Raw genomic sequence first — 26,467 nt, forward strand, 5'->3', positions numbered from 1 at the left:
CAACACCCGTCGCTCCCTTTCGCATCGCGTGGAGGTTCACCTGACCAGTTCTGATCTGCAGATACTGCAAGGTCTGCCAGCCGGTGACTTCCAGTTAACCACACGGCGGCTTAACAAATTGCAGCCTAGGTCCGGTCGGCCGCCGCATGCCCAAACGGTGAAAGCCCTTGCGCAATCGTCAGCCCCTGCCTGCGCTCATGGCACAGCAGTCATGAGTTTCATTAGTCAGGGGTTTATGGCCGAAACATGTCCAGTAAACACATCTTCGCCAGAAACGCGAACACTGGTGCTGCAAAGCTACACTGCGTTTTTTGCATGCGCGGCGAAGAGTGTCGCAGCGACCGGAGGGGGACGGCCCAGCCTCAACCTGCCTCTGACCGGTCCTCAAGGCAGGCCCCGGCAATCCATTGCGCGAAGGCGGCCATTGCCCGTGTCTGCGGACGGTCCGAAGGCCAGACCAGAAGATAGCGCCCGGCAGAGACTGAGACCGGAAACGGCTGGCAGAGCCGCCCCTGACGAATCTGACGCTGAAACATCGCAACAGGAAGCAGCGCAGCCCCCACACCCTCGGCAGCCAGTTCCGCCAATGCGACCGAGCTGTCGAAGACCGGCCCTTTCAGCGGCGGAGGCGGCGTCCGGGCTGCCTCGAACCATTGCGGCCACTCGGCGCTGCGATAGCTGCGCAGAAGCAGCAGCTTGGCAAGGTCAGCCGGTTCACGGAGTTGTGTAGCCAGCCGGGGTGCACAGAGCGGTGACAATGGCGCCTCCATCAACGGCAGCGCATCATGCCCGCTCCAGCCGCTGGCACCAAAACGGATCGCCATATCCAGGCCTTCACGCAGGATTTCCACGCGGTTGTTGTTGGTCGAAATCCGCAGGTCGATCTCGGGATGGACGCTGTGAAAAGCCTCAAGCCTCGGCAGCAGCCAGCCAAGGGCGAAGGTCGTGTTGACGCCGATGCTGAGCACCTCGACGTGCCGCTTGCCGTGAAACCTGTCGAGCGTCCGGCCAATCACATCGAAACTGTGTTCCAGAACCGGCGCAAGCAGCCTCGCCTCGTCCGTCGGCACGAGGCCTTGCGAGGTGCGCTGGAACAGGATCACGCCGAGTTGATCCTCCAGCCGCGCGATCTGGTGGCTGACGGCCGCCTGCGTCACACGCAACTCAACCGCCGCTTTCGTAAAGCTGCCCTGCCGCATGGCGACTTCAAAGACACGCAGCGCATTGAGGGGTATATCGGGACGGTCCATCGCATTACTTTTCCTAATGTCGCACCTGAAGATTTGTCGTTTGGGGGCGGAATGCAAGCCGAAATAGAAGGAACGCATGACATCAATTGATGTCAGAGAGCCGCAAGTGCGCTTTCATACGCCCGCTATTTCCAAGGATTGATCATGCAAAAAACGCTTTCCCATCTCCGCCGTTCCGCTCAGGTTTTTGCCGTCTCCCTGCTGCTGGCAGCCCCGGCGGCAGCCGGCCCGGCGGACGCTGCTCAGCTCGCTGAAACTGTTGCCAAAACCGAGTCCCGGCTGAATGCCCGCGTGGGCGTGGTTCTGTATGACACCGGCAGCGGCTGGTCATGGACCAACCGGGCGGACGAGCGGTTTCTGATGAACAGCACCATCAAGACCCCGATCTGTGGTGCCATCCTCTCCGCAGCCGATGCCGGCACGCTGACCCTCGACGAGGAACTTCCCGTTCTCCAGTCAGACATCGTGTCTTATGCGCCGGTGACGGAGAAAAAAGTGGGCCAGACCATGCCGCTCAGCGAGCTGTGCCTGGCCACCATCGACATGAGCGACAACACGGCTGCCAATCTTCTGATCAACCGCCTTGGCGGCACGGAAGCGGTGACGGAATTCTTCCGCAGCACCGGAGACACGGTCAGCCGTCTCGACCGGCTGGAGCCTGACCTGAACACGTTCAAATCCGGCGATCCCCGGGACACGACATCACCGGCAGCCATGGCCGCCACCTTGGAAAAACTGCTTCTGGGCGATGTCCTCAGCCCTCAATCCCGCAATCAGCTGATCGAGTGGATGAGCCACGGGGGCGTCACCGGCGCACTCCTGCGCAAAACCGCGCCGGAAGGCTGGCACATTGCGGACAAGTCCGGCAGCGGTGACCAGACCCGCAACATCATTGCCATGATCACGCCGCCGGACCGGGCGCCGTGGATCGCCGTGATTTTCGTGTCCGATGTCAAAGCCGACTTTGCCACTCGGAACGGAGCCTTGCAGGACATCAGCGCTGCCGTGATTGACGTCATCAAGGCACATTGATCCCTTCTGGCTCCCGCATAACAGAAAGGCCCGTGCCGGGTGTCCGGCACGGGCCTTTTCATTTCGTGCTGCCTGCCGTCCCTGCGGATCAGAGACGGTAGAGGATCTGATCGGTCCAGAAACGCTCCAGGCGGCGCAGCGACTTGTTGAGCATGGCGAAGTCACCGGCGTGGATCTCGCCCACCTGCTCGACCGAGAGAATGTGACGCTCATAGAGGTCATTCACGATCTTGGCGACTTCCTGGCCCTTCGGCGTCAGGCTGACACGGACCGAACGGCGGTCCATGCGCGAACGCTGATGATGAATGTAACCGGTCTCCACCAGCTTCTTGAGGTTATAGGAGACGTTGGACCCGAGGTAGTAACCGCGGGTGCGCAGCTCGCCGGCCGTCAGCTCGCTGTCGCCGATGTTGAACAGCAGCAGGGCCTGCACGCTGTTCACGTCGGAACGGCCCATACGGTCGAACTCGTCCTTGATGACATCAAGAAGACGGCGGTGAAGTCTTTCGACGAGCGTCAGTGCTTCCAGGTACAGCGGCTTGAGTTCCGTGTCCTCTTCTGCCTGAGCAACGGCATCCATAGCTCTGTTAGCTGAGATCATTTGTTTGCGCCTCTATATTTCTACCTGTCATTGGGTGGTTATTTTTTCCACCTTGAGACTGACCATACAGAGGCGCTTCTAAAATCCGCTTAAGAGATACGCTGAATCATCTCTTAAAATTTACCGGAGACTTTTCGTCTGTTTCGATCCATCGAAAGAATTCATTCACCACGAAGGAACCGGACGATCCCAGAGAAGTCCGTGCCCGCGTGGCCCGAATTGCAGAAGAGGGCATAGAGGGCTGCGGCCTGCGCACCCAGCGGGGTTGCCGCACCGGAGGACTGCGCCGCCTCCTGGGAAAGCTTGAGATCCTTGAGCATCATCTGCGCCGCAAAGCCCGGCTGGTAATCCCGGTTGGCAGGCGAGGACGGCACGGGACCCGGCACCGGGCAGTAGCTTGTCAGCGACCAGCACTGGCCGGAGGCTGTGGATGAAATGTCGAAAAGTTTCTGGGCGTCGAGGCCCAGCCGCTCGGCAAGGATAAACGCTTCGCTAACTGCGATCATGGAAATGCCGAGTATCATGTTATTACAAATCTTGGCGGCCTGACCGGTGCCCGAGCCACCGGCGTGGACGATGGTCTTGCCCATCACCTCAAGGAAGGGCTTGGCTCGCTCAAAGGCGGCATCCTCGCCGCCCACCATGAAGGTCAGCGTTCCTGCTGCCGCACCGCCAACGCCGCCGGAAACCGGGGCATCCACCATGACCATGCCGGCGGAAGCGGCCGCCTGTGCCACGGCACCGGCGCTGTCCACGTCGATGGTGGAACTGTCGATCAGGAGCGTGCCGGGCCGGGCGCTGGCGAGAACGCCCTCTTCCCCGGTGTAGACGGCGCGCACATGCTTGCCTGCGGGCAGCATGGAAACCACCGCATCGGCATCGCGTACTGCTTCGGCGACGGATGCGACCGCCTTGCCGCCTGCGGCCTCCAGCTGGGCCTTGGCCTCCGGCGACAGGTCAAACCCCTTTACCGCATGCCCTGCCCTGACCAGATTGGCCGCCATCGGGCCGCCCATGTTGCCAAGACCGATGAAACCCACTGATGCCATGACGCAACTCCTCCCGGTTCGCAAAGTCTCATCCGGAACCGTGCCAGGCTTGGGCCATCTGCGGTCCGGCTACTTCTTCCTGTGTTCCTGCTCCACCAGATAGACCAGCAGCAGGTAGATGCCGATGGTCGCCAGATAGAACGTGATCTCGTAAGGCCGCCGTCCGAACATGTCGGAAAAGGCCGTGTGCATGACGATCTGGCTGAAAGCCCGGAACAGCCACATGACCGTGCCCCAGGACACCGCCAGCCAGAGGCCGATCGCCGCCACCAGATCCAGTACGGCGAAGAAGACGGTGGCCGTCTGCCATTCGATCGGCATTTCCCAGAACCATGCGCCGCGCCAGGGCGCAAAGCCGACGATGCGGGCCCAGTGGATCACCCCGCCCGCGATCAGCAGCAGCGCCATGCAGCGCAGATACCACAGCAGCACGGTGCTCCAGGGCGGGCGGTTCTTGAGGAGATCCTGAAAGCTTGTGATCATGGCCGGCCTTGCGGGAAGGGGCATCAGGCGTTGTCAGCCAGTGCCCGCGCTTCACTCAGGGCAGCGGAAGATCGCCGCCCTCTGGCCTTCCGAAATAAGCCGCCAGCCCCGTCCTGTCCACCTCTGCCAGACTTGCCGCCTGCCAGCGCGGTGCATTGTCCCGGTCCACCAGCACGGAGCGCACGCCCTCATAAAAGTCCGTGTGCTTCAGGATCTCGCTGACAATGCGGAATTCCATCCGCATGCAGCCGTTGAAATCCAGCTCCGCGCCCCGGTTCAGCTGCTCGAAGGTCAGCGCCAGACTGGTGGGCGACTTGGAGGCCAGCATCCCCAGGCAATTTCGTGCGAAGTCTGAATCACTTGCGGCCAGCGCCTGCCAGATCTGGTCAACGCTGGCGAGCCCGAAAACGCGCTCCAGTTCATCCATCACTTCAAGCAGCGGCCCAGGACCTGCATCCACCGCGTGGCGGGCGAGCGCTGCCTCCACCGGCTCCCCGGCGCAGAGCGCGTCCGTCAGCGCCGGAATTGAGGCGGACGCCACCGCGTGGGTGAGCACGCCGGTCAGCAGCGCATCGGCCTGCTTCAGCCGGGCAGAGGTCAGCGCGCAGTAATAGCCGGTGCAGCGCGGCATGCGCGGCAGGAAGTAGCTGCCCCCCACATCTGGGAAGAAGCCGATGCCGGTTTCCGGCATGGCAAAAAGCGTCTTTTCCGTCCCCACCCGGTGCGAGCCATGCACCGACAGGCCGACACCGCCGCCCATGACGATGCCGTCGATCAGCGACACCCACGGCTTTGGGAAATGCTTGATGCGGCTGTTGAGAATATATTCGTCCGCAAAGAAGCTCGTCTGCTCCGGTGCGCTCTTCAGGCCCTGCACTGCGCCCATGTCATAGACCTGGCGGATGTCGCCTCCCGCGCAGAAGGCCTTTTCGCCGCTGCCGCGCAGCACGATGCGGGTGATGGCCGGGTTCGTTTCCCAGTCATCCAACCGGGCGGCGATGGCCTTGACCATGTCGTGGCTGAGCGCATTGAGCGCCTTGGGGCGGTTGAGGGTGATCAGCCCCGCCTGCCCCGCCACCTCGAACAGAACCTCGTCCTCGTCCGCGCTCTCGCTCATGCTCTTCTGCCTCCCGGGTTGCTGTTCTCACCGGCCAATCAGATCGCGCGAAATGATGACGCGCATGATTTCGTTGGTGCCTTCCAGAATCTGGTGCACCCGCACATCCCTCAGGAAACGCTCGATGGGATAGTCGCGCAAGTAGCCGTAGCCGCCGTGCAGCTGCAGCGCCTCGTTGACCACCTGAAAGCCCGTGTCCGTCGCAAGGCGCTTGGCCATGGCGGCAAGGCGCGTGGCCCCTTCCGCCTTTTCCTCGACGGCCATGGCCGCCTTGTGCAGCAGCAGCCGGGCCGCCTCCAGCTCCGTCGCCATGTCGGCCAGCCGGAACTGCAGCGCCTGGAAGGTTGAGAGGGAACGGCCGAATTGCTGGCGGTCCTTCATATAGGCGATGCTGCGCTCAAGACAGGTCTGCGCTGCGCCCAGCGAGCAGGCACCGATGTTCAGCCGCCCGCCATCAAGCCCGGCCATGGCGAACCTGAAGCCCTCGCCTTCTTCGCCGATGCGATTTGCCGCCGGAATGCGGCAGTCTTCAAAAATGACCTGCGCCGTCGGCTGGCTTTTCCAGCCGAGCTTCATTTCCTGCGCCCCGAAACTGAGCCCCGGCGTGCCCTTGTCCACCACGAAGCAGGAGATGCCGCCCGGGCCCTCGCCGCCGGTGCGGGCCATGACGATATAAACGTCCGATGCCCCGCCACCGGAGATGAAAGCCTTGGTGCCGTTGAGGACGTAGCTGTCCCCGTCCCGCACGGCGCGGGTTCTGAGGCTTGCCGCGTCCGAGCCCGCGCCCGGCTCCGTCAGGCAGTAGCTGCCGAAACGGCGCATGCTGCACAGATCCGGCAGGTAGCGCTCGCGCAGCTCCTGCGAGCCGAACCGGTCGATCATCCAGCCGGTCATGTTGTGAATGGAGATATAAGCCGCCGTCGAGGTGCAGCCCTTGGCGAGTTCTTCGAAGATCAGCGCCGCATCCAGCCGCGTCAGGCCCGAACCGCCCAGATCCTCGCGCACATAAATGCCGGCAAAGCCAAGCTCTGCCGCCTTGCGCAGGGTCTCCACCGGAAAGATGGACTTCTCGTCCCACTCCCGCGCATGGGGCTCCATCTCGTCGCGGGCAAAGCTGGCGGCCACCTCCTGAAAGGCGCGCTGCTCCTCGTTCAAGGCAAAGTCCATGGGGCTCCTCCCGCCTGCACGGATGGCCGCAGATGGCGGTCCGGGGCGGCGGTTCTCCTCCTGCCTGCCCCTTGCCGCTCTGCAACCCTTGTCCTTCCGGGGTAGCCCGTTTTGACCTTAACGTCAATTTGGTGGCAGATCGTCTCTTTGGCCTATGGCTTGGCGCAAACGGCCGCCGCTCAGGCAGTAAAGTCCATGATGCCGCAGTCCTCCCTATGGCATCACGGCGGCGCTGTTGTTACAGTCCGCGCCCATCACGCATGATCAAAACTTCCGAATTCCAGGACCCGCTCCATGTCCAGCCCGTTCCACAGCGTTTCCCCCGAGCACATTGACGACATTCTCGGCGGCCGCCGCCTGCGCCGCAACCGCCGCGCCGACTGGGCGCGCCGGCTGGTGCAGGAAAACGCCCTGACCGTGAATGACCTGATCTGGCCGATCTTCCTCGTGGATGGCAGCAACATCCGCCAGCCGGTGCCCTCCATGCCCGGCGTCGAGCGCATGTCGGTGGATGAAGCCGTGCGCGAGGCCGAATATGCGGCGAGCCTGTCGATCCCGGCGCTGGCGCTCTTCCCCTACACCGATCCCGGCTTGCGCGATGATGCCGGCAACGAGGCGCTCAATCCGGAAAACCTCATCTGCCGCGCCTGCCGCGCCATCAAGCAGGCGGGCCTCAACATCGGCCTCATCACCGATGTGGCGCTGGACCCCTACACCAGCCACGGCCACGATGGCCTGATGCATGGCGAGCGAATCCTGAATGACGAGACCGTCGATCAGCTTTGCCGTCAGGCCCTGACGCAGGTGGAAGCAGGCGCAGACGTGATTGCCCCCTCCGACATGATGGACGGACGCATCGGCGCCATCCGCCGGGCGCTGGATGCCAATGGCCACCGCGAAACCCAGATCATGGCCTATGCCGCCAAATATGCCTCGGCCTTCTACGGCCCCTTCCGCGATGCGGTGGGGACCTCCAAGACGCTGATCGGCGACAAGCGCACCTATCAGATGGACCCGGCCAACACGGACGAGGCCCTGCGCGAGGTGGAACTGGACATTGCCGAAGGCGCCGACATGGTGATGGTCAAGCCCGGCATGCCCTATCTGGATGTTGTCTGGCGGGTGAAGGACACCTTCCGCATGCCGACCTATGCCTATCAGGTGTCGGGAGAATACGCGATGATCCAGGCCGCTGCCGCCAATGGCTGGCTTGACGGCGAACGCGCCATGCTGGAAAGCCTTCTGGCCTTCAAGCGCGCCGGAGCGGACGGGATTCTCACCTATTTCGCGCCCCGCGTGGCAGAACTTCTCAAAAGCGGCCTCTGAGAGGCCGCCCTTTTCCGGACAGTGACATGCACAGCCCCTCTGATCGCCAGACCTCTGAAAAACAGGCTTCTGGCACCCTGCCGCTTTCCCTTGCCGATGTGGAAGATGCGGCACGCCTGATCCGGGGGGCCGTGCTGCGCACGCCGTTCCTGCCCGCACCCAAGCTGTCGGCGCTGACCGGGGCCGAGGTTTTCGTGAAGTACGAAAACATGCAGGTCACCAACGCCTTCAAGGAGCGCGGGGCTCTGGTGAAGCTGCTGTCGCTGACGGCGGAAGAGCGCCGGCGCGGCGTCATCGCCATGTCGGCCGGCAACCATGCGCAGGCTGTCGCCTATCACGCCGGCCGGCTCGGCATTCCCTCCACCATCGTCATGCCGGAGACGACGCCTTTCGTGAAGATCACCGCCACGCGCGGCTATGGCGCCGAAGTGGTTCTGGCAGGGGACACGCTGGTGGGGGCAACGGCCGAAGCGCAGCGCCTGTCGGAAGAAAAGGGCTTCGTCTGGGTGCATCCCTTCGATGATCCGCATGTGATCCGCGGCCAGGGCACCATCGCTCTGGAGATGCTTGAAGACGTGCCGGATCTTGAGTGCCTCGTCGTTCCGGTTGGCGGCGGTGGCATGATCTCCGGCATGGCCGTGGCCGCCAAGGGCCTGAAGCCCGGGATTTCCATCGTGGGCGTCGAATCGCGGCTCTATCCGGGGATGTGGAGTGCCGTGCATGACCAGGATCTGCCTTGCGGCGGCCCGACGATCGCAGAGGGCATTGCCGTCAAGGACGTCGGCGCCCTCACGCGCAAGATCGTGCGCGAACTGGTCGATGACATCATTCTGGCCGAGGAAAGCGCCATCGAGCGGGCCATCAACCTGTTCCTGACCCAGCAGAAGACATTGGCGGAAGGCGCAGGGGCTGCCGGCCTTGCCGCGCTGCTGACGGCGCCGGAGCTGTTCCGGGGCAAGAAGGTGGGGCTGGTGCTGTGCGGCGGCAACATCGACCCGCGCCTCGTCTCCTCCATCGTGATCCGCGAGCTCTCCCGCGATGGCCGCCTTGTCTCGGTGCGCATCGACACGCCGGACCGGCCGGGCGTACTGGGCGAAATCACCTCTCTCATCGGCGGGCGCGGCGGCAATGTGGTGGACGTGTCGCACCACCGCCTGTTCCTCAACGTGCCGGCCAAGGGCGCAACGCTGGATGTGACCTTCGAGACCTTCGACGCCGCCCACGGCCAGGCCATCATCGAAGCCCTGCGCGAGCGCGGCTACGCGGTGCGGCAGATGAACGTGGCCGAGGTGATGGCCTGAGGCAGCACGCTGCGCGGTGAAGCTGGCGGGCATACCAAAAACCCTGACGGCAAACTGGAACGGAACAATTGACTGTTCGTCCCGTTCTTCCCACATGAATGGCAGAAACGGAGGCGGCAATGTCCTATCAGGCTGAAATTCTGGAACCCAGGCGCGGCGGCTTTGGCGCCACCGATGATCCTGCACTTTTCAGCGGGCTGCGCAGCAAGCGCATCATGGCCTTCCTGATCGACACGGCCATCATCGCCTTCTTCACGGTGATGGCGGGAATACTCGTCTTCTTCCTTGGCATTTTCACGCTGGGCCTTGCCTGGTTTGCCTATGCCTTCCTGTGGCAGGGCGTGGCGCTGACCTACACCGCCATCACTCTGGGCGGCGAACGCGCCTCGACGCTGGGCATGCGCGCCATGGGCCTCGAAATGCGCCTGTGGCACGGCGGCAAGCCCTATGCCCTGCTGGCAGCGATGCATGCGCTGCTGTTCTGGTTCTCCGTCACCCTGCTGACGCCGCTGGTGCTGCTGGTCAGCCTCGTGTCGGACCGCAAGCGCCTGCTGCATGACATCATCCTTGGAACCGTCGTCATCAACGCGGACCGCCGTTTCTGACGCCAGACCGGATTGCGCGGCGTTCCGGCACCGGAAATTGCCGGAAATGGGAGCTTGACGTTCCCTCTTGCCGCGCCATCCTGTCGGGATATCATTGTCTGCAACGAGAGGCAGATCTTCCGACGTGACCCGGCACCCGATCGACCATCCCCAGTTCTACCTGACGGCCCCTGCGCCGTGCCCGTATCTGCCGGGCCGGCAGGAGCGAAAGGTGTTCACCCATCTGGTCGGTCATCAGGCGCCTGCCCTCAATGACGTGCTGACGCAGGGCGGCTTCCGCCGCAGTCAGAACATCGCCTACCGTCCGGCCTGCGAGGCCTGCCGGGCCTGCGTTTCGGTGCGGGTGCGGGTGGCGGATTTCCAGTGGACCAATTCCTTCAAGCGCACCTGGAAGAAGGGCAGCTGGCTGGTTGGCGCCGAGCTGCCGCCCTCCCCCTCCAGCGAACAATATGATCTCTTCCGCACCTATCTTCTGGCCCGGCATGAAAATGGCGGCATGTCGGAAATGAGCGTTCTGGACTACGCGATGATGGTGGAAGACACCCATGTGGACACCATGGTCATCGAATACCGCCGCCGCGGTCCGGACACGTTCCTCACCCGGCGCGGCACCGGGCCGCTGATCGGCGTTGCCCTGACCGACCGCATGGCCGACGGCCTGTCGATGGTCTATTCCTTCTACGATCCGGCCGTCGAGGGCCTCAGCCTCGGCACGTTCATGATCCTCGAGCATATCGAGCGTGCCCGCAGGCTCGGCCTGCCCTATGTCTATCTCGGCTACTGGGTCGAAGGATCGCAGAAGATGGCCTACAAGGAGCGCTTCCAGCCGCAGGAGCATCTGGGGCCGGAGGGCTGGTCGCAGCCCGGCCCGTCCGCAAGCCTGTCTGACGGCTGATCAGGCCCGCAAGGAGCTGGTCTCATCCACGTGAGCGCGGATCGAAGTAAAGACGCTGCGGAACATCTCCCGCGTCAGCCGTCCCGTGTTGGTGTTGTAGCGGGAGCAGTGATAGCTGTCGAAAAGCTTCACCGGCCGTCCGGACAGCTGAATGTCATGCCCTGCCCCATGCACGAAGGGGGATTTTGCACGCGGCAGCGACAGGGCGGTCAGAAACGTGTCATGGGCAATGCGCCCCAGCGCCAGCACCGCGCGGACCGAAGGCATGGCGTCAAGCGTTGCAATCAGGAACGGCCGGCAGGTCTTGATTTCCGGGCCGGTCGGCTTGTTCTCCGGCGGGACGCAGCGCACTGCATTGGTGATCAGGGCATCCACCAGCTCAAGGCTGTCATCCGGACGCGCCTCATAGACGCCCCTGGCAAAGCCGAAGTCGATCATCGTCTCGTAGAGAAGATCGCCGGCATAATCCCCGGTAAACGGCCGCCCTGTCCTGTTGGCACCACGCAAGCCCGGCGCAAGACCAACGATCAGCAGGGACGGTGCCTTGTCACCAAAGGACGGCACGGGCGCGTTGAACCAGTCCGGCGACAGGCGCCGGTGCTCTTCGCGGAAGGCAACGAGACGCGGGCACAGCGGACAATCGCGTGCCGGGTCCAGAGCAACATCAGCCATATGCGGTTCAGGCCTCAGTAGTCGTCGTCTTCGTCGATGTCGCGGTCACGGTCCGATGCACGCGAGGGGCGCTCGGCGGGATCACGGCCAACGCGGTTGGCAAGGCTCGCCAGTTCGATGAAGTGGTCGGCCTGGCGGCGCAGATCATCGGCAATCATCGGCGGCTGGGTCTGAAGCGTGGAGACAACGCTTACCTTACGGCCCTTGCGCTGCAAAGCTTCGACCAGCGAGCGGAAATCACCATCCCCCGAGAACAGGACGATGTGATCAACGCTATCGACCAGCTGCATGGCATCGACAGCAAGTTCGATATCCATATTGCCCTTGACCTTGCGGCGGCCGCTGGAATCGACAAATTCCTTCACCGGCTTCGTCACAACCTTGTAACCGTTGTAATCGAGCCAATCAATCAGCGGACGAATTGAGGAATATTCCTGATCCTCAATGATCGCAGTGTAGTAATAGGCGCGCAGCAAATAGCCTTTGCTTTGAAACTCCTTCAACAGCATCTTGTAATCGATATCAAAACCGATCGCCTTTGCCGTCGAATACAAGTTCGCCCCATCAATAAACAAAGCAATTTTTTCTCTTGAATCGAACATAAAGCAATTCCTTTCCAGCACCAGCGGGCTTTGGTGCAGCACTCAACCTGTCAGGGCGCAATTGATTGACTTGTATAAACAATCACTCGCTCGTTTGCGTTGCTTCCCAGGCAGCAAAAGTTAAACTTTTAACTGAACGCCATTATTTGGACGTCTTTTGATGGGCGCAACAGTTGGGGTACTACATTGGCGCAGCACTCCGCAATCGTAAATATGGCCCCCATTTGCGCATGTGAAAGGTTCTCAAGCCATTTTTTCGCCCTTGTGACGCCTCATGCTCAATCACGAAACAGCGAGGGTTGCGCTAAGGTGCAGTTGCTAATATACGCTCATCACTTGATTTCCAGAACATATGGAGAAGTCCTATGGCGCGCGTGACCGTCGAGGATTGCATCGACAAGGTTGATAACCGGTTCGAGCTGGTGCTGCTGGCAGCACATCGCGCCCGGATGATCTCAAGCGGTTCGCCGCTGACCATCGATCGCGACAACGACAAGAATCCGGTCGTCGCCCTGCGAGAAATCGCAGATGAGACGGTGAGCCCGGAAGATCTTAAGGAAGACCTCATTCATTCTCTGCAGAAATATGTGGAAGTGGATGAGCCGGAGGCGGAAGCCGTACCGCTCGTTCCGTCCAGCAATTCTGGCGGCACCCAGGTCAATGCGGTAGACGATTCGAACGTTGAGTTCGACCGCATGTCGGAAGAAGATCTGCTGCGCGGTCTGGAAGGCCTTGTGCCGCCGGAGCGTTCGGACGACATCTGATTTCCGGCATGAGGCGGGTCATCTGAGTTGGCAAGCCCTGGTGCTGCAATCTGTGTCCAAGGGTGTCTGCTGCGGCCATGATGCGCCAATACGAGCTTGTCGAACGGGTTACCCGCTATAATCCGAATGCCGATGAAGGCCTTTTGAACAAGGCCTATGTCTATGCCATGAAGAAGCACGGGTCCCAGACCCGCGCTTCCGGCGATCCCTATTTCTCCCATCCGCTCGAAGTGGCTGCCATCCTGACCGATCTCAGGCTGGATGACGCGACCGTTGCCGTCGCGCTGCTGCATGACACCATCGAGGACACGGATGCCACCCGCGCGGAGATCGACACGGTCTTCGGCGAGGAAATCGGCAAGCTTGTCGAAGGCCTGACCAAGATCAAGCGCCTCGACCTTGTCTCCCAGAAGACCAAGCAGGCGGAGAATTTCCGCAAGCTGCTGCTCGCCATCGCCGATGATGTGCGCGTGCTGCTGGTGAAGCTGGCGGACCGGCTGCACAACATGCGTACGCTCCATCACATGCCGGAGCACAAGCGCGGCCGCATCGCCGAAGAGACGATGGAGATCTATGCCCCGCTCGCCGGGCGCATGGGCATGCAGGACATGCGCGAGGAGCTGGAGGACCTGTCCTTCCAGGTGCTCAATCCGGAAGCCTATGCCACGATTGCCGAGCGGCTCACGGGCCTGCGCGAGCGCAATGGCGGGCTGATCGGCGAGATCGAAAGCCTGCTGACCGCCCAGATCGCCGAGCGCGGCATCGCCGCCCGGGTCAAGGGCCGTGAAAAGCGCCCCTACTCCATCTTCCGCAAGATGCAGCAGAAGTCGCTGGGCTTCGAGCAGCTTTCCGACATTTACGGCTTCCGCGTCATCGTCGGCACCACCGAGGCCTGCTACCGGGTGCTGGGCATCATCCACACCACCTGGCCGACCGTGCCGGGGCGGTTCAAGGACTACATCTCGACGCCGAAGCAGAACGACTACCGCTCGATCCACACCACGATCGTCGGCCCCAGCCGCCAGCGCGTGGAACTGCAGATCCGCACCGAGGCGATGGACCGGGTGGCCGAATACGGCATTGCCGCCCACGCCCTCTACAAGGACGGGCAGACGGGCGGACGCAACATTGCCCGGCACACGGATGAAAGCCGCGCCTATGACTGGCTGCGGCGCACCATCGACCTTCTGTCGCAGGGCGACACGCCGGAAGAATTCCTTGAAAACACCAAGCTGGAACTGTTCCACGATCAGGTGTTCTGCTTCACCCCCAAGGGCCGCCTGATCGCCCTGCCGCGCGGGGCAACGCCGATCGACTTTGCCTATGCGGTGCATACGGGCATCGGCAACACCTGCGTCGGTTGCAAGATCAACGGCAAGATCATGCCGCTGGTGACCGAACTGCGGAATGGCGACGAGGTGGAAGTCATCCGCTCGCAGGCGCAGACGCCGCCGCCCGCCTGGGAATCGATTGCCGTGACCGGCAAGGCCAAGGCCGCGATCCGCCGGGCCACGCGCGAATCCATCCGCAAGCAATACGGCGCCCTTGGCGAGCATGTGCTGCAGCGCGCCTTCAACCGTGCGGACAAGCCTTATTCGGAAGGCCTGCTGGATGGCGTGCTCGGCCTGCTCAATCAGGAAACCATTGCCGATCTGCTGGCCAGCGTCGGGCGCGGCGAGTTGAGCGCGCAGCAGGTGGTCAAGGCAGTGCACCCGGACTATCAGGACGAGCGCACAGCTCATCTGAAACCGGAGCCTGGTGAAGGCTGGTTCGATCTTGAGAAGGGCCAGGGCCTCAAGTTCCGCATTCCCGATGCCGCGCAGGGCACCGATGGCCTGGCGCTGCCGATCCGCGGCCTGACCGGTGACATTCCGGTGAGCTTTGCCCCCAATGGCGGCGCTGTGCCCGGTGACCGGATCGTCGGCATCCTGACGCCTTCGGAAGGGCTGACGATCTATCCGATCCAGTCGCCGGCACTGAAGGAATTCGACGACCAGAGCGACCGCTGGATCGACGTGCGCTGGGACATCGACGTGGACAATCCGGAGCGTTTCCCGGCGCGCATCAACGTGTCAGCGCTGAATGAGCCCGGCTCCCTCGCCGCCATCGCCCAGGTGATCGGCGACAATGGCGGCAACATCGACAATCTGAAGATGGTCCGCAAGGTGGCCGACTTCCATCAGATGATCATCGATCTCGAGGTATGGGATCTGAAACATCTGAACCGTATCATCAACCAGCTGCGGGCCAAGCCGAACGTGTCGAGCGTGACACGTGTCAACGGCTGACCCGGCACAAGACGGAGACTTTGGACGATGACGCAGGACGAAGTCCTGGCCGTTTTCCGCGAGGCGGGGGCCATTCTGGAAGGGCATTTCATTCTTTCCTCCGGGCTGCGCAGCCCGGTCTTCCTGCAGAAGGCCCGCGTCTTCATGTATCCGGAGAAGACCGAGCGCCTGTGCAAGGCGCTGGCGCGGAAGATCGAGGCGGCCGGCCTTGGCAAGATCGATGCCGTCGTCTCCCCTGCCCTTGGCGGCCTGATCCCCGGTTATGAAACCGCCCGCCACCTCGGCGTTCCGGCCATGTGGGTGGAGCGTGAGGGCGGAGAGTTCCGCCTGCGCCGCTTCGAGATGGAAAAGGGCGCGCGCGTCGTCATCGTTGAAGATATCGTCACCACGGGCCTGTCCAGCCGCGAGACGGTGGAGGCCCTGCGGGCCATTGGCGCAGACGTTCTGGCCGTGGCCTGCCTGATTGACCGCTCCGCCGGAGAGGCGGACACAACCGTGCCACTTGTATCGCTGACACAGTACAAGGTGCCGGCTTATGAGCCGGACAAGCTGCCGCCCGAACTGGCGGCGCTTCCGGCCGTGAAGCCGGGCAGCCGCAACCTCGCCTGAGCGGGCAAAACGGGAAAGGGAGACAGGACCGCATGCTGTTTCAGCGCAGAACACCGCCAACCCGGCTTCAAAAGATGCGCGTCGCCGTCTGGCCGCGGGAAAGCTGGTCCCGGTCGTTCCGCTATTACGGCAAGCGCGTCCTGCGCCTGACTGCAAGCCCGGACGCAATCGCCAGAGGTTTCGCGGCAGGCGCCTTCGCCTCCTTTACCCCCTTGATGGGCTTTCATTTTCTGCTGGCGGCCGCCTGCGCCTTTGCAATCCGGGGCAACATGCTGGCCTCGGCGCTTGGCACGGCTGTCGGCAATCCGCTGACCTTTCCCTTCATCTGGGCTGCGACCTACAAACTGGGCCACCTGATCCTGGGCTCCAGCCAGCATGAGATTGCCCGCCGCGAAGGCGCCACCCGCTATGGCTTCAACCTGATGGAGCAGTCGTTCGATACGCTCTGGCCGGTGATCAAGCCCATGCTGATCGGCGGGATTCCGCTGGGACTGGTCTGCGGTGCACTGTGCTATGTCATCGTTTTCCAGAGCGTGCGCACCTATCAGGAAGCCAAGCGCCTGCGCCTTGAAAAGCGCCGGGATGCAAGCCGCAAGGCCGAATAGCTTGAAGATGTCTGTCCGGCATCCTAATTCCATGTCTTGCGCGTTCTGACGGGCCAGAGAAAGGCAGCCATGATTCTTGGCATCGGCAGCGATCTGATCGACATCCGCCGCATCGAGCAGACACTGGAACGGTTCGGCGAACGCTTCACCAACCGCGTCTTCACTGAAAGGGAGCGCCAGCGCTCCGACCGGCGCGCCGAGCGGGCAGCCTCCTATGCCAAACGCTTTGCCGCAAAGGAGGCCTGTTCCAAGGCACTTGGCACCGGCATCCGCATGGGCGTTGCATGGCGTGAGATGGGGGTGGTGAACCTGCCGAGCGGGCGGCCGACACTGGAACTCACAGGCAGCGCCGCCGGACGGCTTGCCCGGCTGACGCCCGAAGGCTTCAAGGCCCGCATTGACCTGACCATTACCGATGACTACCCGCTGGCGCAGGCCTTCGTGGTGATTTCCGCCTGGCCGCAGGACTGGCCGGAGCCCCCTGCCCCGCCCGTGCGCGAGCAGGCCTGAGGCTTCCACAGGCAGCAAGAAAGGCTTGTGGCAGGCCTTGCGCCAAGCCTTGCGTTGCCAGCCCCGGCATGAACGGCTAAAAGTCGCAGCAACAGACTGAGGCCAATGGCGCCTCGCGGCACGAATGAAGGACGACATGAGCGTGACGGACAAGAAAAAAGCCAAGGAAGGCAGCCTTGGCGAAACGATCAAGGTGATCGTTCAGGCCCTGCTGATCGCGCTGGTCGTGCGCACGTTCCTGTTTCAGCCGTTCAACATCCCCTCCGGGTCGATGATGAACACGCTGCTGATCGGCGATTACCTGTTTGTGTCGAAATACAGCTACGGCTATTCGCGCTACTCCTTCCCCTTCGGCATGCCGCCCTTCTCCGGCCGCGTGCTGAGCTCGGATCCGGAGCGCGGGGATGTGGCCGTGTTCAAGACCCCGCATGACAATTCGACCGACTACATCAAGCGTGTCATCGGCCTGCCGGGCGATGAGATCCAGATGATCGATGGCGTGCTGCATATCAACGGCGAGGCCGTCCCGCGCGAGCGCATCGAGGACTTCATCGACAAGGACAGTTTCGGCAACGAGCGCCGCGTCGCGCGCTACCGTGAAACCCTGCCCAATGGCGTCAGCTACGACACGCTGGACCTGACCCCGCGCGGACAGTCCGACAACACCCGCCCGTTCAAGGTGCCGGCCGGCCATTACTTCATGATGGGCGACAACCGCGACAATTCCACCGACAGCCGTGTGCCGGTGGAACTGGGCGGTGTCGGTTATGTGCCGCTCGACAACTTTGTCGGCCGCGCCGAAGTGATCTTCTTCTCGGTGGATGGTGGTCAGCCTGCCTGGCAGTTCTGGTACTGGCCCTGGTCCGTCCGTTGGGACCGGCTGTTCCAGTCGATCTGAGGCAGGAGACGGCATGACCATTTCCCGCAAGACAGACATGCTTTCCGCCGTCGAGGCGCGCATCGGCCACAAGTTTACCGACCGCAGCCTGCTGCAACAGGCGCTGACCCATGCCAGCGCCCTGTCCGGGGCCGACACGTCCGGCGGCAGCTACCAGCGGCTTGAGTTCCTCGGCGACCGGGTGCTCGGGCTTGCGGTTGCCAGCATGCTGCACCGGCACTATCCGCGTGCCGACGAAGGCGAAATGGCGCGGCGCCTGAACCACATGGTCAAGCGCGAGACCTGCGCCGAAATCGCCATCGAGCTGAAGCTGGGCGATGACATGCGCATCAGCCAGAGCGAGGCGCAAACCGGCGGGCGCCAGAAGACGGCGCTGCTGGCCGATATCTGCGAGGCCGTGATTGCCGCCATCTATCTGGATGCGGGCTTCGAGACGGCGGAAGACTTTGTGCGCCGCCTGTGGGAGCCGCGCATGCTGACCTTCTCCGGCCCCTTGCGCGATGCCAAGACCACCCTGCAGGAGTGGGTGCAGGCCAAGAGCCTGCCGGCACCGCTCTACAAGGTGGTGGACCGCACCGGCCCGGACCATGCGCCGGAATTCATCGTTGCCGTGCAGGTGGAGAAATTCCCCAGCGCCGAAGGGCGCGGCAACTCCAAGCGCGTGGCCGAACAGGCTGCCGCCGAAACCATGCTGCGGCGGGAAGGCGTCTGGAGCGACTGACGCCCGAGGCCCATGCACGGGATGCTTCGCCTCACCCAACAAACCCGCTATGATTGACCCGCCGGGGCCGGACCGCTGTCCGCCACGCCGGATGACACCTTGAAAGACGACAGATTTGACCGATCAGGACCTGCCCGGCACCGCCGGGACCGACATGGACGCCCTTCATACCGCAGACGGCACCCGTGCGGGCTTCGTTGCTCTCATCGGCGCGCCGAATGCCGGCAAGTCGACGCTGATCAACCAATTGGTCGGCACCAAGGTCTCCATCGTCACCCACAAGGTCCAGACCACCCGCGCCATCGTGCGCGGCATTGCGATGCATGGTGCCTCGCAGATCATCTTCGTCGACACCCCCGGCATCTTCAAACCCAAGCGCAGGCTGGACCGGGCAATGGTCGACACCGCATGGGGCGGCGCACGCGACGCGGATGTAACGGCCCTGCTGATCGATGCGCGCAAGGGCCTGACCGAAGAGGTGGAAGGCATCCTTGGCCGCCTTGCAAACATGCCCGGCAAGAAGGTGCTGATCCTCAACAAGACGGACGTCGCCAATCGGGAGAAGCTTCTGAAGGTCGCGACCACCGCGAACGAAACCGTCACCTTCGAGCGCACCTTCATGGTCTCGGCCCTGACCGGTGATGGCGTTTCGGACATTCTCGCCTATTTCGCCGGAGAAGTGCGCCCCGGCCCCTGGCTTTATCCGGAGGATCAGGTTTCCGACGCGCCCATGCGGATGCTGGCGGCGGAAATCACCCGCGAGAAGCTGTTCGAGCGCCTGCACGAGGAAATCCCTTACGTCTCCACCGTCGAGACCGAGCTGTGGGAAGAGCGCAAGGATGGGTCCGTGCGCATCGAGCAGACGATCTATGTGGAGCGCGACAGCCAGAAGGCCATCGTGCTGGGCAAGAAGGGCCAGACCATCAAGATCATCTCGCAGGCCGCCCGCACCGAACTGACGGAAATCGTGGAACGGCCCGTGCATCTGTTCCTCTTCGTCAAGGTGCGCGAGAACTGGGCCGATGATCCGGAGCGTTACCGCGAAATGGGGCTGGAATTCCCGCGCTGATCCGGCGCTGGACACAGAACAGGGAAACCGGGTGGCACGCCGATGGAATGGACAGATGACGGCGTTCTCCTTTCCTGCCGCCTGCAAGGGGAAAGCGCGGCTGTCGCCGAGGTGATGACCCGCCATCAGGGCCGGCATCTCGGCCTTGTCCGCTCCGCCCGCTCCCCCCGCATGACGCCGCTGCTGCAGCCCGGCAACACGCTGCGCCTCACCTGGCGCGCCCGGCTGCCCGGCCAGCTCGGCCTTTTTTCCGTTGAAGGCCTGTCGTTACGCGCCGGTTTCCTGATGCAGGAAGCATGCGCTCTTTATGGCGTGCAGCATCTGGCCGCCCTCACCCGCCTGCTGCCGGAGCGCGCTGCGCATGAGGGCATCTTTCAGGCGCTGACCGTAGTGCTGGACCATCTGCACGAGCCGCTGATCGCCGGTCCCCTGATCGTGCGTTACGAACTGGCGCTGCTGACGGAACTCGGCTTCGGCCTCGACCTCAGCCGCTGCGCAGCCACCGGTCAGGCCTGGGATCTGGCCTATGTTTCGCCCAAAAGCGCCCGTGCCGTCAGCCGCGATGCTGGCGCACCCTACCGGGACAAGCTGCTGCCTCTGCCCGCCTTTCTGGTGGAGGGCGAGCGCCAGCCGGGCACGGAAATCAACTTCACCGACCTCTCCGGCGGCTTCACGCTCACCGCTTTCTTCCTCGACCGGCATGTCACCGGTCCCGCCGGTCTTGACCTCTCCACCACGCGCACCGGCATGACAGCGGCCTTCGCCAAGGCCTATGAGCAGGCGGGCCTGATGGGCTTTGGCGGATAAACCGCTCAAGACCGGGGAAAAACCTGCAGAATTCTGCCATTTTCACCCCTGCAGAATTGTGTGGATGGGCCAATCCGGGCTATGGCTCGCAGCATGGGAAACGAGCTGATTCCACCAAGCGGCATTGAAGGCGTCAACCTGCGCGAAGCGCTGGAAGAACGGTACCTTGCCTATGCCCTCTCCACCATCATGCACCGGGCGCTGCCCGATGTGCGCGATGGCCTGAAGCCGGTTCACCGGCGCCTGCTCTACGCCATGCGCCTTCTGAAGCTGGACCCCGGTGCCGGCTTCAAGAAATGCGCCCGCGTGGTCGGCGACGTGATCGGCAAGTATCACCCGCATGGCGACCAGGCCGTCTATGACGCCCTTGTGCGCCTTGCCCAGGATTTCGCGCAGCGCTATCCGCTGATCGAAGGCCAGGGCAACTTCGGCAACATCGACGGCGATAACGCGGCGGCGATGCGTTACACCGAAGCGCGCCTGACCGACACGGCCAAGCGCCTGCTCGACGGGCTCGACGAGGACGCGGTCGACTTCCGCGAGACCTATGACGGCGAGGAGCGCGAACCGCTGGTTCTGCCGGGTGGCTTCCCGAACCTGCTCGCCAATGGCTCCTCCGGCATTGCCGTGGGCATGGCGACCTCCATTCCGCCGCACAATGCCCATGAGCTGTGCCTTGCCGCCCAGCACCTGATCAAGCACCCGGAAGCCGAGACGCGGGATCTGCTGGCCTATCTCAAGGGCCCGGACTTCCCCACCGGCGGCATTCTCGTGGATGATCCCAAGGGGCTGCTGGAGGCCTATGAGACCGGCCGTGGCAGTTTCCGCGTCCGCGCCCGCTGGGCCGTGGAGGATCTGGGGCGCGGCCAGTGGGTCGTCGTCGTCACCGAGATCCCCTATCAGGTGCAGAAGTCGCGCCTGATCGAGAAGATCGCCGAGCTGCTGACCGCCCGCAAGCTGCCGCTGCTGGACGATGTTCGCGACGAATCCGCCGAAGACGTGCGCGTCGTCCTGGTGCCGCGTTCGCGCAACGTCGACCCTGCCCTTCTGATGGAATCCCTGTTCAAGCTCAGCGAGCTTGAAACCCGCTTCCCGCTGAACCTCAACGTCTTGTCCATGGGCAAGGTGCCCATGGTGATGGGCCTGAAGCAGGTTCTGCGCGAGTGGCTGGACCACCGCAAGGAAGTGCTGGTGCGCCGCTCGCAGCACCGTCTGGCGCAGATCCTGCACCGGCTTGAGGTGCTGGAAGGCTATCTGATCGCCTATCTCAACCTCGACGAGGTGATCCGCATCATCCGTGAGGAAGATGAGCCGAAGGCCTCGCTGATGCGCGCTTTCAGCCTCTCAGACGTGCAGGCGGAAGCCATCCTCAACATGCGCCTGCGCTCCTTGCGCAAGCTTGAGGAAATGGAAATCCGCAAGGAACACGAGAAGCTCAGCGCCGAACGTGACTCGATCAACGCACTGCTCGGCTCCGATGCCAAGCAGTGGGCGCATCTGGCCAAGGAAACGGCAGAAATCGCCAAGGCCTATGGCCCGGAGACTGAGCTCGGCAAGCGCCGCACCGATGTGGCCGAAGCGCCGGACCATGACATCGGCGACATCCAGCAGGCCATGATCGAGAAGGAGCCGGTCACGGTCATCATCTCGGAAAAGGGCTGGATCCGTGCACTCAAGGGCCATCAGCAGGACCTCGCAACGGTCGCCTTCAAGCAGGGCGACAAGTTGAAGTTCTCCTTCCATGGCGAGACGACGGACAAGATCCTGCTGCTGACCACCGCCGGCAAGTTCTTCACCCTTTCCGCCGCCACCCTGCCGGGCGGGCGCGGGCACGGAGAGCCGGTGCGCCTGATGGTGGACATGGACGAGGGCCAGGACATCGTCTGCGCCTTCATCCACAAGCCGGGCCGCAAGCTGATGGTGATCAGCGACGAGGCACGCGGCTTCATCGTGCCGGAGGCCGATGTCATCGCCAACACCCGCAAGGGCAAGCAGGTGCTGAATGTCACCGCGCCGAACGAGGCCGTGCTCTGCATTCCGGTGGAGGGCGATCAGGTCGCCATCATCGGCCAGAACCGCAAGCTGCTGGTCTTCCCGCTGGCGCAGGTGCCGGAAATGGGCCGCGGACGCGGCGTGCGCCTGCAGCGCTACCGGGATGGCAGCGTCGCCGATGCGGTGGTCTTCTCAGGCGAAGCCGGTCTTGTCTGGATCGACAGCTCGGGCCGCAGCTTCAACCGCTCCATGGACGATCTCGCCGACTGGCGCGGCGACCGGGGCCAGGCTGGCCGCCTGCCCCCCACCGGCTTCCCCCGCACCAACAAGTTCGGCACGGGCAAGCTTTGATAGCATGAGCAGTTTCAAGGCGTGATGCGTCAGCATCGAAAGCCTTGGTGTGAAACGGCACGGGGAGAAGCTGCAAGGCTTCTCCCCGATGCATTAGAGCTCCCCAGCACCATAGCCACACACTCCGTCATGCCATGACTTGATCATGGCATTCATTCCATTGCCCAGCCACGGATGAAGACCTTCCGCATCGCACCGGAATGACACAACGCGCAAGCTGAAGCGGAACGGTGTGGATCCCACGATCAAGCCATGGGATGACGGATACGGTGTGATCAGTGACAGGTGGCGAGTGGACCGGCGTGCCTGCAACAGACACTTCTCAGCCAGCCAGATCCAGAAAAAGCAAGACCGAAACAGCGTTTCAACCAGCCCAATCACATCAGCCACACACTCCGTCATGCCAAGACTTGATCATGGCATCCATTCCACTTCCCATCCAAGTGCAAAGATCTTCCGCATCGCACCCGAATGACACCAGGCGCAAGCTGAAGCGGAACGGCATGGATCCCATGATCAAGCCATGGGATGACGAATACGGCGTGGTCAGTGACAGGTGGCGAGTGGACCGGCGTGCCTGCAACAGACACTTCTCAGCCAGCCAGATCCAGAAAAAGCAAGACCGAAACAGCGCTTCAACCAGCCCAATCACATCAGCCACACACTCCGTCATGCCATGACTTGATCATGGCATCCATTCCATTACCCATCCAAGAGCAAAGACCTTCCGCATCGCACTGGAATGGCACAAGGTGCAAGCTGAAACGGAACGGCATGGATCCCATGATCAAGTCATGGGATGACGAATACGGTGTGGTCAGTGACAGGCGGCGGCGTCTTGCGTCTGCTCATGAACGTGCCGCATATGAGTTTTACCCACAACATATCCACAGCCTGCCAACAGCTCTTTCACAAGCTGTCAACAGACTTGGGCACAGGGTTTTCCGGAAGGTTTCAACACGTCCGGCAAGTCAGCCGCCGGACTTCAGCAGGCGGCCTTTTTCGCGGGCCCAGTCGCGGGCCTTCTCGGTTTCGCGCTTGTCATGCAGTTTCTTGCCGCGGGCAAGGGCGAGTTCCAGCTTGGCGCGGCCCTGCTCGTTGAAATAGATCTTCAGCGGCACCAGCGTCTTGCCTTCCTTGGCCACGGCTGCTGCCAGCTTGGCGATCTGGCGCTTGTGCAGCAGCAGGCGGCGCGGGCGGCGCGGCTCGTGGTTGAAGCGGTTGGCCTGAAGGTATTCCGGCAGATAGGAATTATAGAGCCAGATCTGACCGTCTTTCTCCGCCGCGTAGGATTCCTGAATGTTGGCCTTGCCACCGCGCAGGGCTTTGACTTCCGTGCCGCGCAGCTCGATGCCGACTTCCAGAACGTCCTCGATCTCGTAGTTGAACCGCGCCTTCCTGTTGTCCGAAACAACCGTCCGGGCGGGGCCGCCAGACTTGGGCGCCATGATCACATCTTCCCTGCATGGACGCGGAAGGGCCACATCCCGGCCCTTCCGGTCAGTTTATCAACACAACCCGCCCCTCCTTCGTCATCCCGGCCAAGCGCAGCACGAGCCGGGACCGGTGAGCCGGAGGGCAAGTTGTTTTTCTCCAGTGTCATAGCCGATGCGCCTTGGCCCACCGGTCCCGGATCTCCGCTTCGCTGCGTCCGGGATGACTACGGAGAGAATTTCCCGAAAATCAGACCGGAAGGGCGATTGCAGGCCCTTCCGGTCACTCTATCTCAGTTGATCAGGCCCGCGTGCACCATGGCATCGCGGATCTGGGCCTGCGTTTCCGGCGAAACCGGCACAAGCGGCAGACGGACTTCGTTCTCGATCTTGCCGAGGAGCGACAGGGCATATTTCACGCCCGTCGGGTTCGGCTCGATGAAGAGCGCGTTGTGGAGCGGGCCCAGCCGGTCCTGAATGGCGAGCGCGGCGGCATAGTCACCGCGCAGCGTTGCCGCCTGGAACTCGGCACAGAGCTTCGGTGCCACATTGGCCGTCACCGAGATGCAGCCCTGCCCGCCGTGGGCGTTGAAGCCGAGCGCCGTGATATCCTCGCCCGAAAGCTGGAGGAAGTCCGGTCCGCAAGTCTTGCGCTGCTGGGTGACGCGCGCCATGTTCGCCGTCGCGTCCTTGACACCCTTGATGTTGCGGCAGGTGCTGAACAGCTCTGCCATGGTCTCCGGCGTCATGTCGATGACCGAGCGGCCCGGGATATTGTACATGATGATGGGGATGCCCACAGCATCATCAATCGCCCGGAAATGCGCCTTGAGGCCTGCCTGGTTCGGCTTGTTGTAGTAAGGCGTCACCACCAGCAGGGCGTCCGCACCAGCCTTTTCCGCATGGCGGGCGAAATCGATCGCCTCGGTGGTGTTGTTGGACCCGGCACCGGCAATCACCGGCACGCGGCCAGCCGTAACCTCGATGCAGAGTTCGATCACGCGCTTGTGCTCGTCGTGAGTCAGCGTCGGGCTTTCGCCCGTGGTGCCCACCGGAACGAGGCTGGAGCTGCCCTCTTTGATCTGCCAGTCCACAAAATCCTGAAAGCGTTTCTCATCGACCGCGCCATTCCGGAACGGAGTGATCAGCGCTGGTATCGATCCCTTGAACATTTTCAGAATTCCTTGTTGGACTTTGTTTTCCCGCAGATTTCAGGCGGGAATGGTCCGGCACAATAATGTGCAAGTGGCCTTGCGGCAATGGCTTAGACGGCATCAGATTGCGCTTGCGGACAGGCCTTGCACACCTGTTGCAGCAAGGTAGCATTGCTGCTCCTGCGGCATCCGCAAATGGTGGCTGCAAACCGGCAGCAAGCGGCCGGGCAGCCGGGGAGAGATCATGAGCATCACGGCAGAAGACTTCCACTGGACGGCCGCCGACGGGTTGAGACTGGCCGGATGCGTCTGGCATCCGCCTGTTGAAGTGCCCGGCGCCGTGCCGCTGATCTGCCTTCCGGGCCTCAGCCGCAACACCCGGGATTTTGCGGATGTGGGGCAGGCTCTCGCCGCCAATGGCCGCAAGGTCTATGCGCTCGACTATCGCGGGCGCGGGCGAAGCGACTGGGATCCGAACTGGACCAACTACAGCCTGCCCATAGAAGCCTCTGACATTGCCCTGTTTCTGGCTCAGGCCGCCCTGCCCCGCTTTGCGGTGCTGGGCACGTCCCGCGGCGGGTTGCATGCCATGATGATGGCAGCGCAAATCCCGCGTGAGATCTTCTGCGCGGCGATCCTCAACGATGTCGGGCCGCGAATCGAGCTCGGCGCGCTCCTCGAAATCCGCGACAGCTTTGCCGCGCGCCGGGTCTATGCCAGCTTCGAGGACGTGGCAGCCACACTGAAGAGCGCTCTCGTCCGCGATTTCCCGAAGATCGACGATGCCGGCTGGCTGAAATTTGCGAGGCAGGCCGGAAGGGCAACCCAAGAGGGCGTCATCTTTGACCACGACCCCGCGCTGGACAAGCCGATGGAAGCCATCACCGCCGATACGCCCTGGCCCGAACTCTGGCCCCTGTTCGCCCCGTTGCTGGACAGGCCGGTGCTCGTGCTGCGCGGCGCCAATTCCCGTTTGCTGACGCAGGAGACCCTGCAGGAGATGGCGGCCACACATCCGGACCTCTCAAGCCTGACCATCCCGGACGAAGGCCACGCGCCGCTCCTGTGGGACAGCCTCAGCCAGAGGGCGATAGAGGACTTTCTGCGGGCAAGAGTGGACGGTTGATCGGGCGGCTGCCGCAGGAAGTCTTCCGCTTGAAGCCCGC

At 62.8% G+C, this 26,467-nt stretch carries 26 protein-coding genes; 16 read left to right on the plus strand and 10 right to left on the minus strand.

Translation table 11 applies throughout. The features are described from left to right. Positions 1-362: 362 nt before the first annotated feature. Entirely contained in the window at positions 363-1,250 is an 888-nt protein-coding gene (locus AC0CMF_RS06690; protein WP_374630076.1) for a LysR family transcriptional regulator, read from the minus strand. Between the two features lie 144 nt (positions 1,251-1,394). Here AC0CMF_RS06690 and bla point away from each other — a divergent pair, with 144 nt between their 5' ends. Continuing rightward, positions 1,395-2,282, plus strand: coding sequence for a class A beta-lactamase (gene bla, locus AC0CMF_RS06695; RefSeq protein WP_374630077.1), 888 nt, complete (start codon positions 1,395-1,397; stop codon positions 2,280-2,282). Positions 2,283-2,370: 88 nt separating this feature from the next. On the opposite strand, the gene ldtR is transcribed toward bla, so the two are convergent. The 5 genes from ldtR to AC0CMF_RS06720 all read right to left on the minus strand — a co-directional run bounded on the left by ldtR (position 2,371) and on the right by AC0CMF_RS06720 (position 6,699). Continuing rightward, on the minus strand, positions 2,371-2,883 hold the full coding sequence (ldtR, locus tag AC0CMF_RS06700; RefSeq protein WP_026355281.1) for a transcriptional regulator LdtR: 513 nt from the start codon (positions 2,881-2,883) through the stop codon (positions 2,371-2,373). Positions 2,884-3,044: 161 nt separating this feature from the next. Beyond that, positions 3,045-3,956 (minus strand): 3-hydroxyisobutyrate dehydrogenase, encoded by a 912-nt coding sequence (gene mmsB / locus AC0CMF_RS06705; protein WP_374630078.1) that lies wholly within the window; start codon positions 3,954-3,956, stop codon positions 3,045-3,047. A gap of 45 nt (positions 3,957-4,001) precedes the next feature. After that, on the minus strand, positions 4,002-4,415 hold the full coding sequence (locus AC0CMF_RS06710; RefSeq protein ID WP_050471303.1) for a DUF6163 family protein: 414 nt from the start codon (positions 4,413-4,415) through the stop codon (positions 4,002-4,004). A gap of 55 nt (positions 4,416-4,470) precedes the next feature. Beyond that, positions 4,471-5,532: an enoyl-CoA hydratase/isomerase family protein gene (locus AC0CMF_RS06715; protein ID WP_374630079.1), complete on the minus strand. Its 1,062-nt coding sequence runs from the start codon at positions 5,530-5,532 to the stop codon at positions 4,471-4,473. 27 nt (positions 5,533-5,559) lie between these two features. After that, positions 5,560-6,699, minus strand: a complete 1,140-nt coding sequence (locus AC0CMF_RS06720) for an isobutyryl-CoA dehydrogenase (RefSeq protein ID WP_374630080.1) — start codon at positions 6,697-6,699, stop codon at positions 5,560-5,562. 294 nt (positions 6,700-6,993) lie between these two features. On the opposite strand from AC0CMF_RS06720, the gene hemB reads away from it, so the two are divergent. The 4 genes from hemB to AC0CMF_RS06740 all read left to right on the plus strand — a co-directional run bounded on the left by hemB (position 6,994) and on the right by AC0CMF_RS06740 (position 10,826). After that, complete coding sequence (gene hemB / locus AC0CMF_RS06725; protein WP_058900225.1) at positions 6,994-8,025, plus strand: porphobilinogen synthase; 1,032 nt, start codon at positions 6,994-6,996, stop codon at positions 8,023-8,025. Positions 8,026-8,051: 26 nt separating this feature from the next. Further along, complete coding sequence (locus AC0CMF_RS06730) at positions 8,052-9,326, plus strand: threonine ammonia-lyase (protein WP_374630081.1); 1,275 nt, start codon at positions 8,052-8,054, stop codon at positions 9,324-9,326. Between the two features lie 119 nt (positions 9,327-9,445). Next, positions 9,446-9,931, plus strand: a complete 486-nt coding sequence (locus AC0CMF_RS06735; RefSeq protein ID WP_122521192.1) for an RDD family protein — start codon at positions 9,446-9,448, stop codon at positions 9,929-9,931. Positions 9,932-10,055: 124 nt separating this feature from the next. Further along, positions 10,056-10,826 (plus strand): arginyltransferase, encoded by a 771-nt coding sequence (locus AC0CMF_RS06740; protein ID WP_374630082.1) that lies wholly within the window; start codon positions 10,056-10,058, stop codon positions 10,824-10,826. On the opposite strand, the gene AC0CMF_RS06745 is transcribed toward AC0CMF_RS06740, so the two are convergent. Beyond that, positions 10,827-11,498, minus strand: a complete 672-nt coding sequence (locus AC0CMF_RS06745) for a uracil-DNA glycosylase (protein WP_050471295.1) — start codon at positions 11,496-11,498, stop codon at positions 10,827-10,829. Between the two features lie 14 nt (positions 11,499-11,512). Further along, on the minus strand, positions 11,513-12,100 hold the full coding sequence (locus tag AC0CMF_RS06750; RefSeq protein WP_050471294.1) for a LabA-like NYN domain-containing protein: 588 nt from the start codon (positions 12,098-12,100) through the stop codon (positions 11,513-11,515). Between the two features lie 365 nt (positions 12,101-12,465). On the opposite strand from AC0CMF_RS06750, the gene rpoZ reads away from it, so the two are divergent. From rpoZ to parC, 10 genes are all read left to right on the plus strand, one after another. Then, positions 12,466-12,864 carry a DNA-directed RNA polymerase subunit omega gene (gene rpoZ / locus AC0CMF_RS06755; protein WP_019962555.1) on the plus strand — a complete coding sequence of 133 codons (399 nt, stop codon included), beginning with the start codon at positions 12,466-12,468 and terminating at the stop codon, positions 12,862-12,864. Between the two features lie 77 nt (positions 12,865-12,941). Further along, positions 12,942-15,152, plus strand: a complete 2,211-nt coding sequence (locus tag AC0CMF_RS06760; RefSeq protein WP_374630083.1) for a RelA/SpoT family protein — start codon at positions 12,942-12,944, stop codon at positions 15,150-15,152. A gap of 27 nt (positions 15,153-15,179) precedes the next feature. After that, the gene (pyrE, locus tag AC0CMF_RS06765; protein WP_050471292.1) at positions 15,180-15,761 is read left to right on the plus strand and encodes an orotate phosphoribosyltransferase; all 582 of its coding nucleotides are present in this window, start codon (positions 15,180-15,182) and stop codon (positions 15,759-15,761) included. 32 nt (positions 15,762-15,793) lie between these two features. Beyond that, a complete protein-coding gene (locus tag AC0CMF_RS06770; RefSeq protein ID WP_058900231.1) occupies positions 15,794-16,366 on the plus strand; it encodes a DUF2062 domain-containing protein in 573 nt (190 codons plus the stop codon). Positions 16,367-16,435: 69 nt separating this feature from the next. Further along, on the plus strand, positions 16,436-16,876 hold the full coding sequence (gene acpS, locus AC0CMF_RS06775) for a holo-ACP synthase (protein ID WP_058900883.1): 441 nt from the start codon (positions 16,436-16,438) through the stop codon (positions 16,874-16,876). Positions 16,877-17,012: 136 nt separating this feature from the next. Beyond that, positions 17,013-17,774, plus strand: coding sequence for a signal peptidase I (gene lepB, locus AC0CMF_RS06780; protein WP_374630084.1), 762 nt, complete (start codon positions 17,013-17,015; stop codon positions 17,772-17,774). Between the two features lie 13 nt (positions 17,775-17,787). Further along, entirely contained in the window at positions 17,788-18,495 is a 708-nt protein-coding gene (rnc, locus tag AC0CMF_RS06785; protein ID WP_174235457.1) for a ribonuclease III, read from the plus strand. A 154-nt stretch (positions 18,496-18,649) separates the two neighbouring features. After that, on the plus strand, positions 18,650-19,564 hold the full coding sequence (gene era, locus AC0CMF_RS06790) for a GTPase Era (RefSeq protein ID WP_050471407.1): 915 nt from the start codon (positions 18,650-18,652) through the stop codon (positions 19,562-19,564). A gap of 42 nt (positions 19,565-19,606) precedes the next feature. Next, on the plus strand, positions 19,607-20,371 hold the full coding sequence (recO, locus tag AC0CMF_RS06795; RefSeq protein WP_050471290.1) for a DNA repair protein RecO: 765 nt from the start codon (positions 19,607-19,609) through the stop codon (positions 20,369-20,371). Between the two features lie 93 nt (positions 20,372-20,464). After that, positions 20,465-22,714, plus strand: coding sequence for a DNA topoisomerase IV subunit A (parC, locus tag AC0CMF_RS06800; RefSeq protein WP_123193972.1), 2,250 nt, complete (start codon positions 20,465-20,467; stop codon positions 22,712-22,714). A gap of 971 nt (positions 22,715-23,685) precedes the next feature. Here parC and smpB read toward each other — a convergent pair. Together smpB and dapA are read right to left on the minus strand one after the other, a co-directional pair. Then, a complete protein-coding gene (smpB, locus tag AC0CMF_RS06805; protein ID WP_055455546.1) occupies positions 23,686-24,162 on the minus strand; it encodes an SsrA-binding protein SmpB in 477 nt (158 codons plus the stop codon). Between the two features lie 278 nt (positions 24,163-24,440). After that, positions 24,441-25,319, minus strand: coding sequence for a 4-hydroxy-tetrahydrodipicolinate synthase (dapA, locus tag AC0CMF_RS06810; protein WP_374630085.1), 879 nt, complete (start codon positions 25,317-25,319; stop codon positions 24,441-24,443). A 226-nt stretch (positions 25,320-25,545) separates the two neighbouring features. On the opposite strand from dapA, the gene AC0CMF_RS06815 reads away from it, so the two are divergent. Further along, positions 25,546-26,427 (plus strand): alpha/beta fold hydrolase, encoded by an 882-nt coding sequence (locus tag AC0CMF_RS06815; protein WP_374630086.1) that lies wholly within the window; start codon positions 25,546-25,548, stop codon positions 26,425-26,427. Positions 26,428-26,467: the final 40 nt, after the last annotated feature.

This window comes from Pannonibacter sp. CBAS1226 (genome assembly GCF_055685825.1).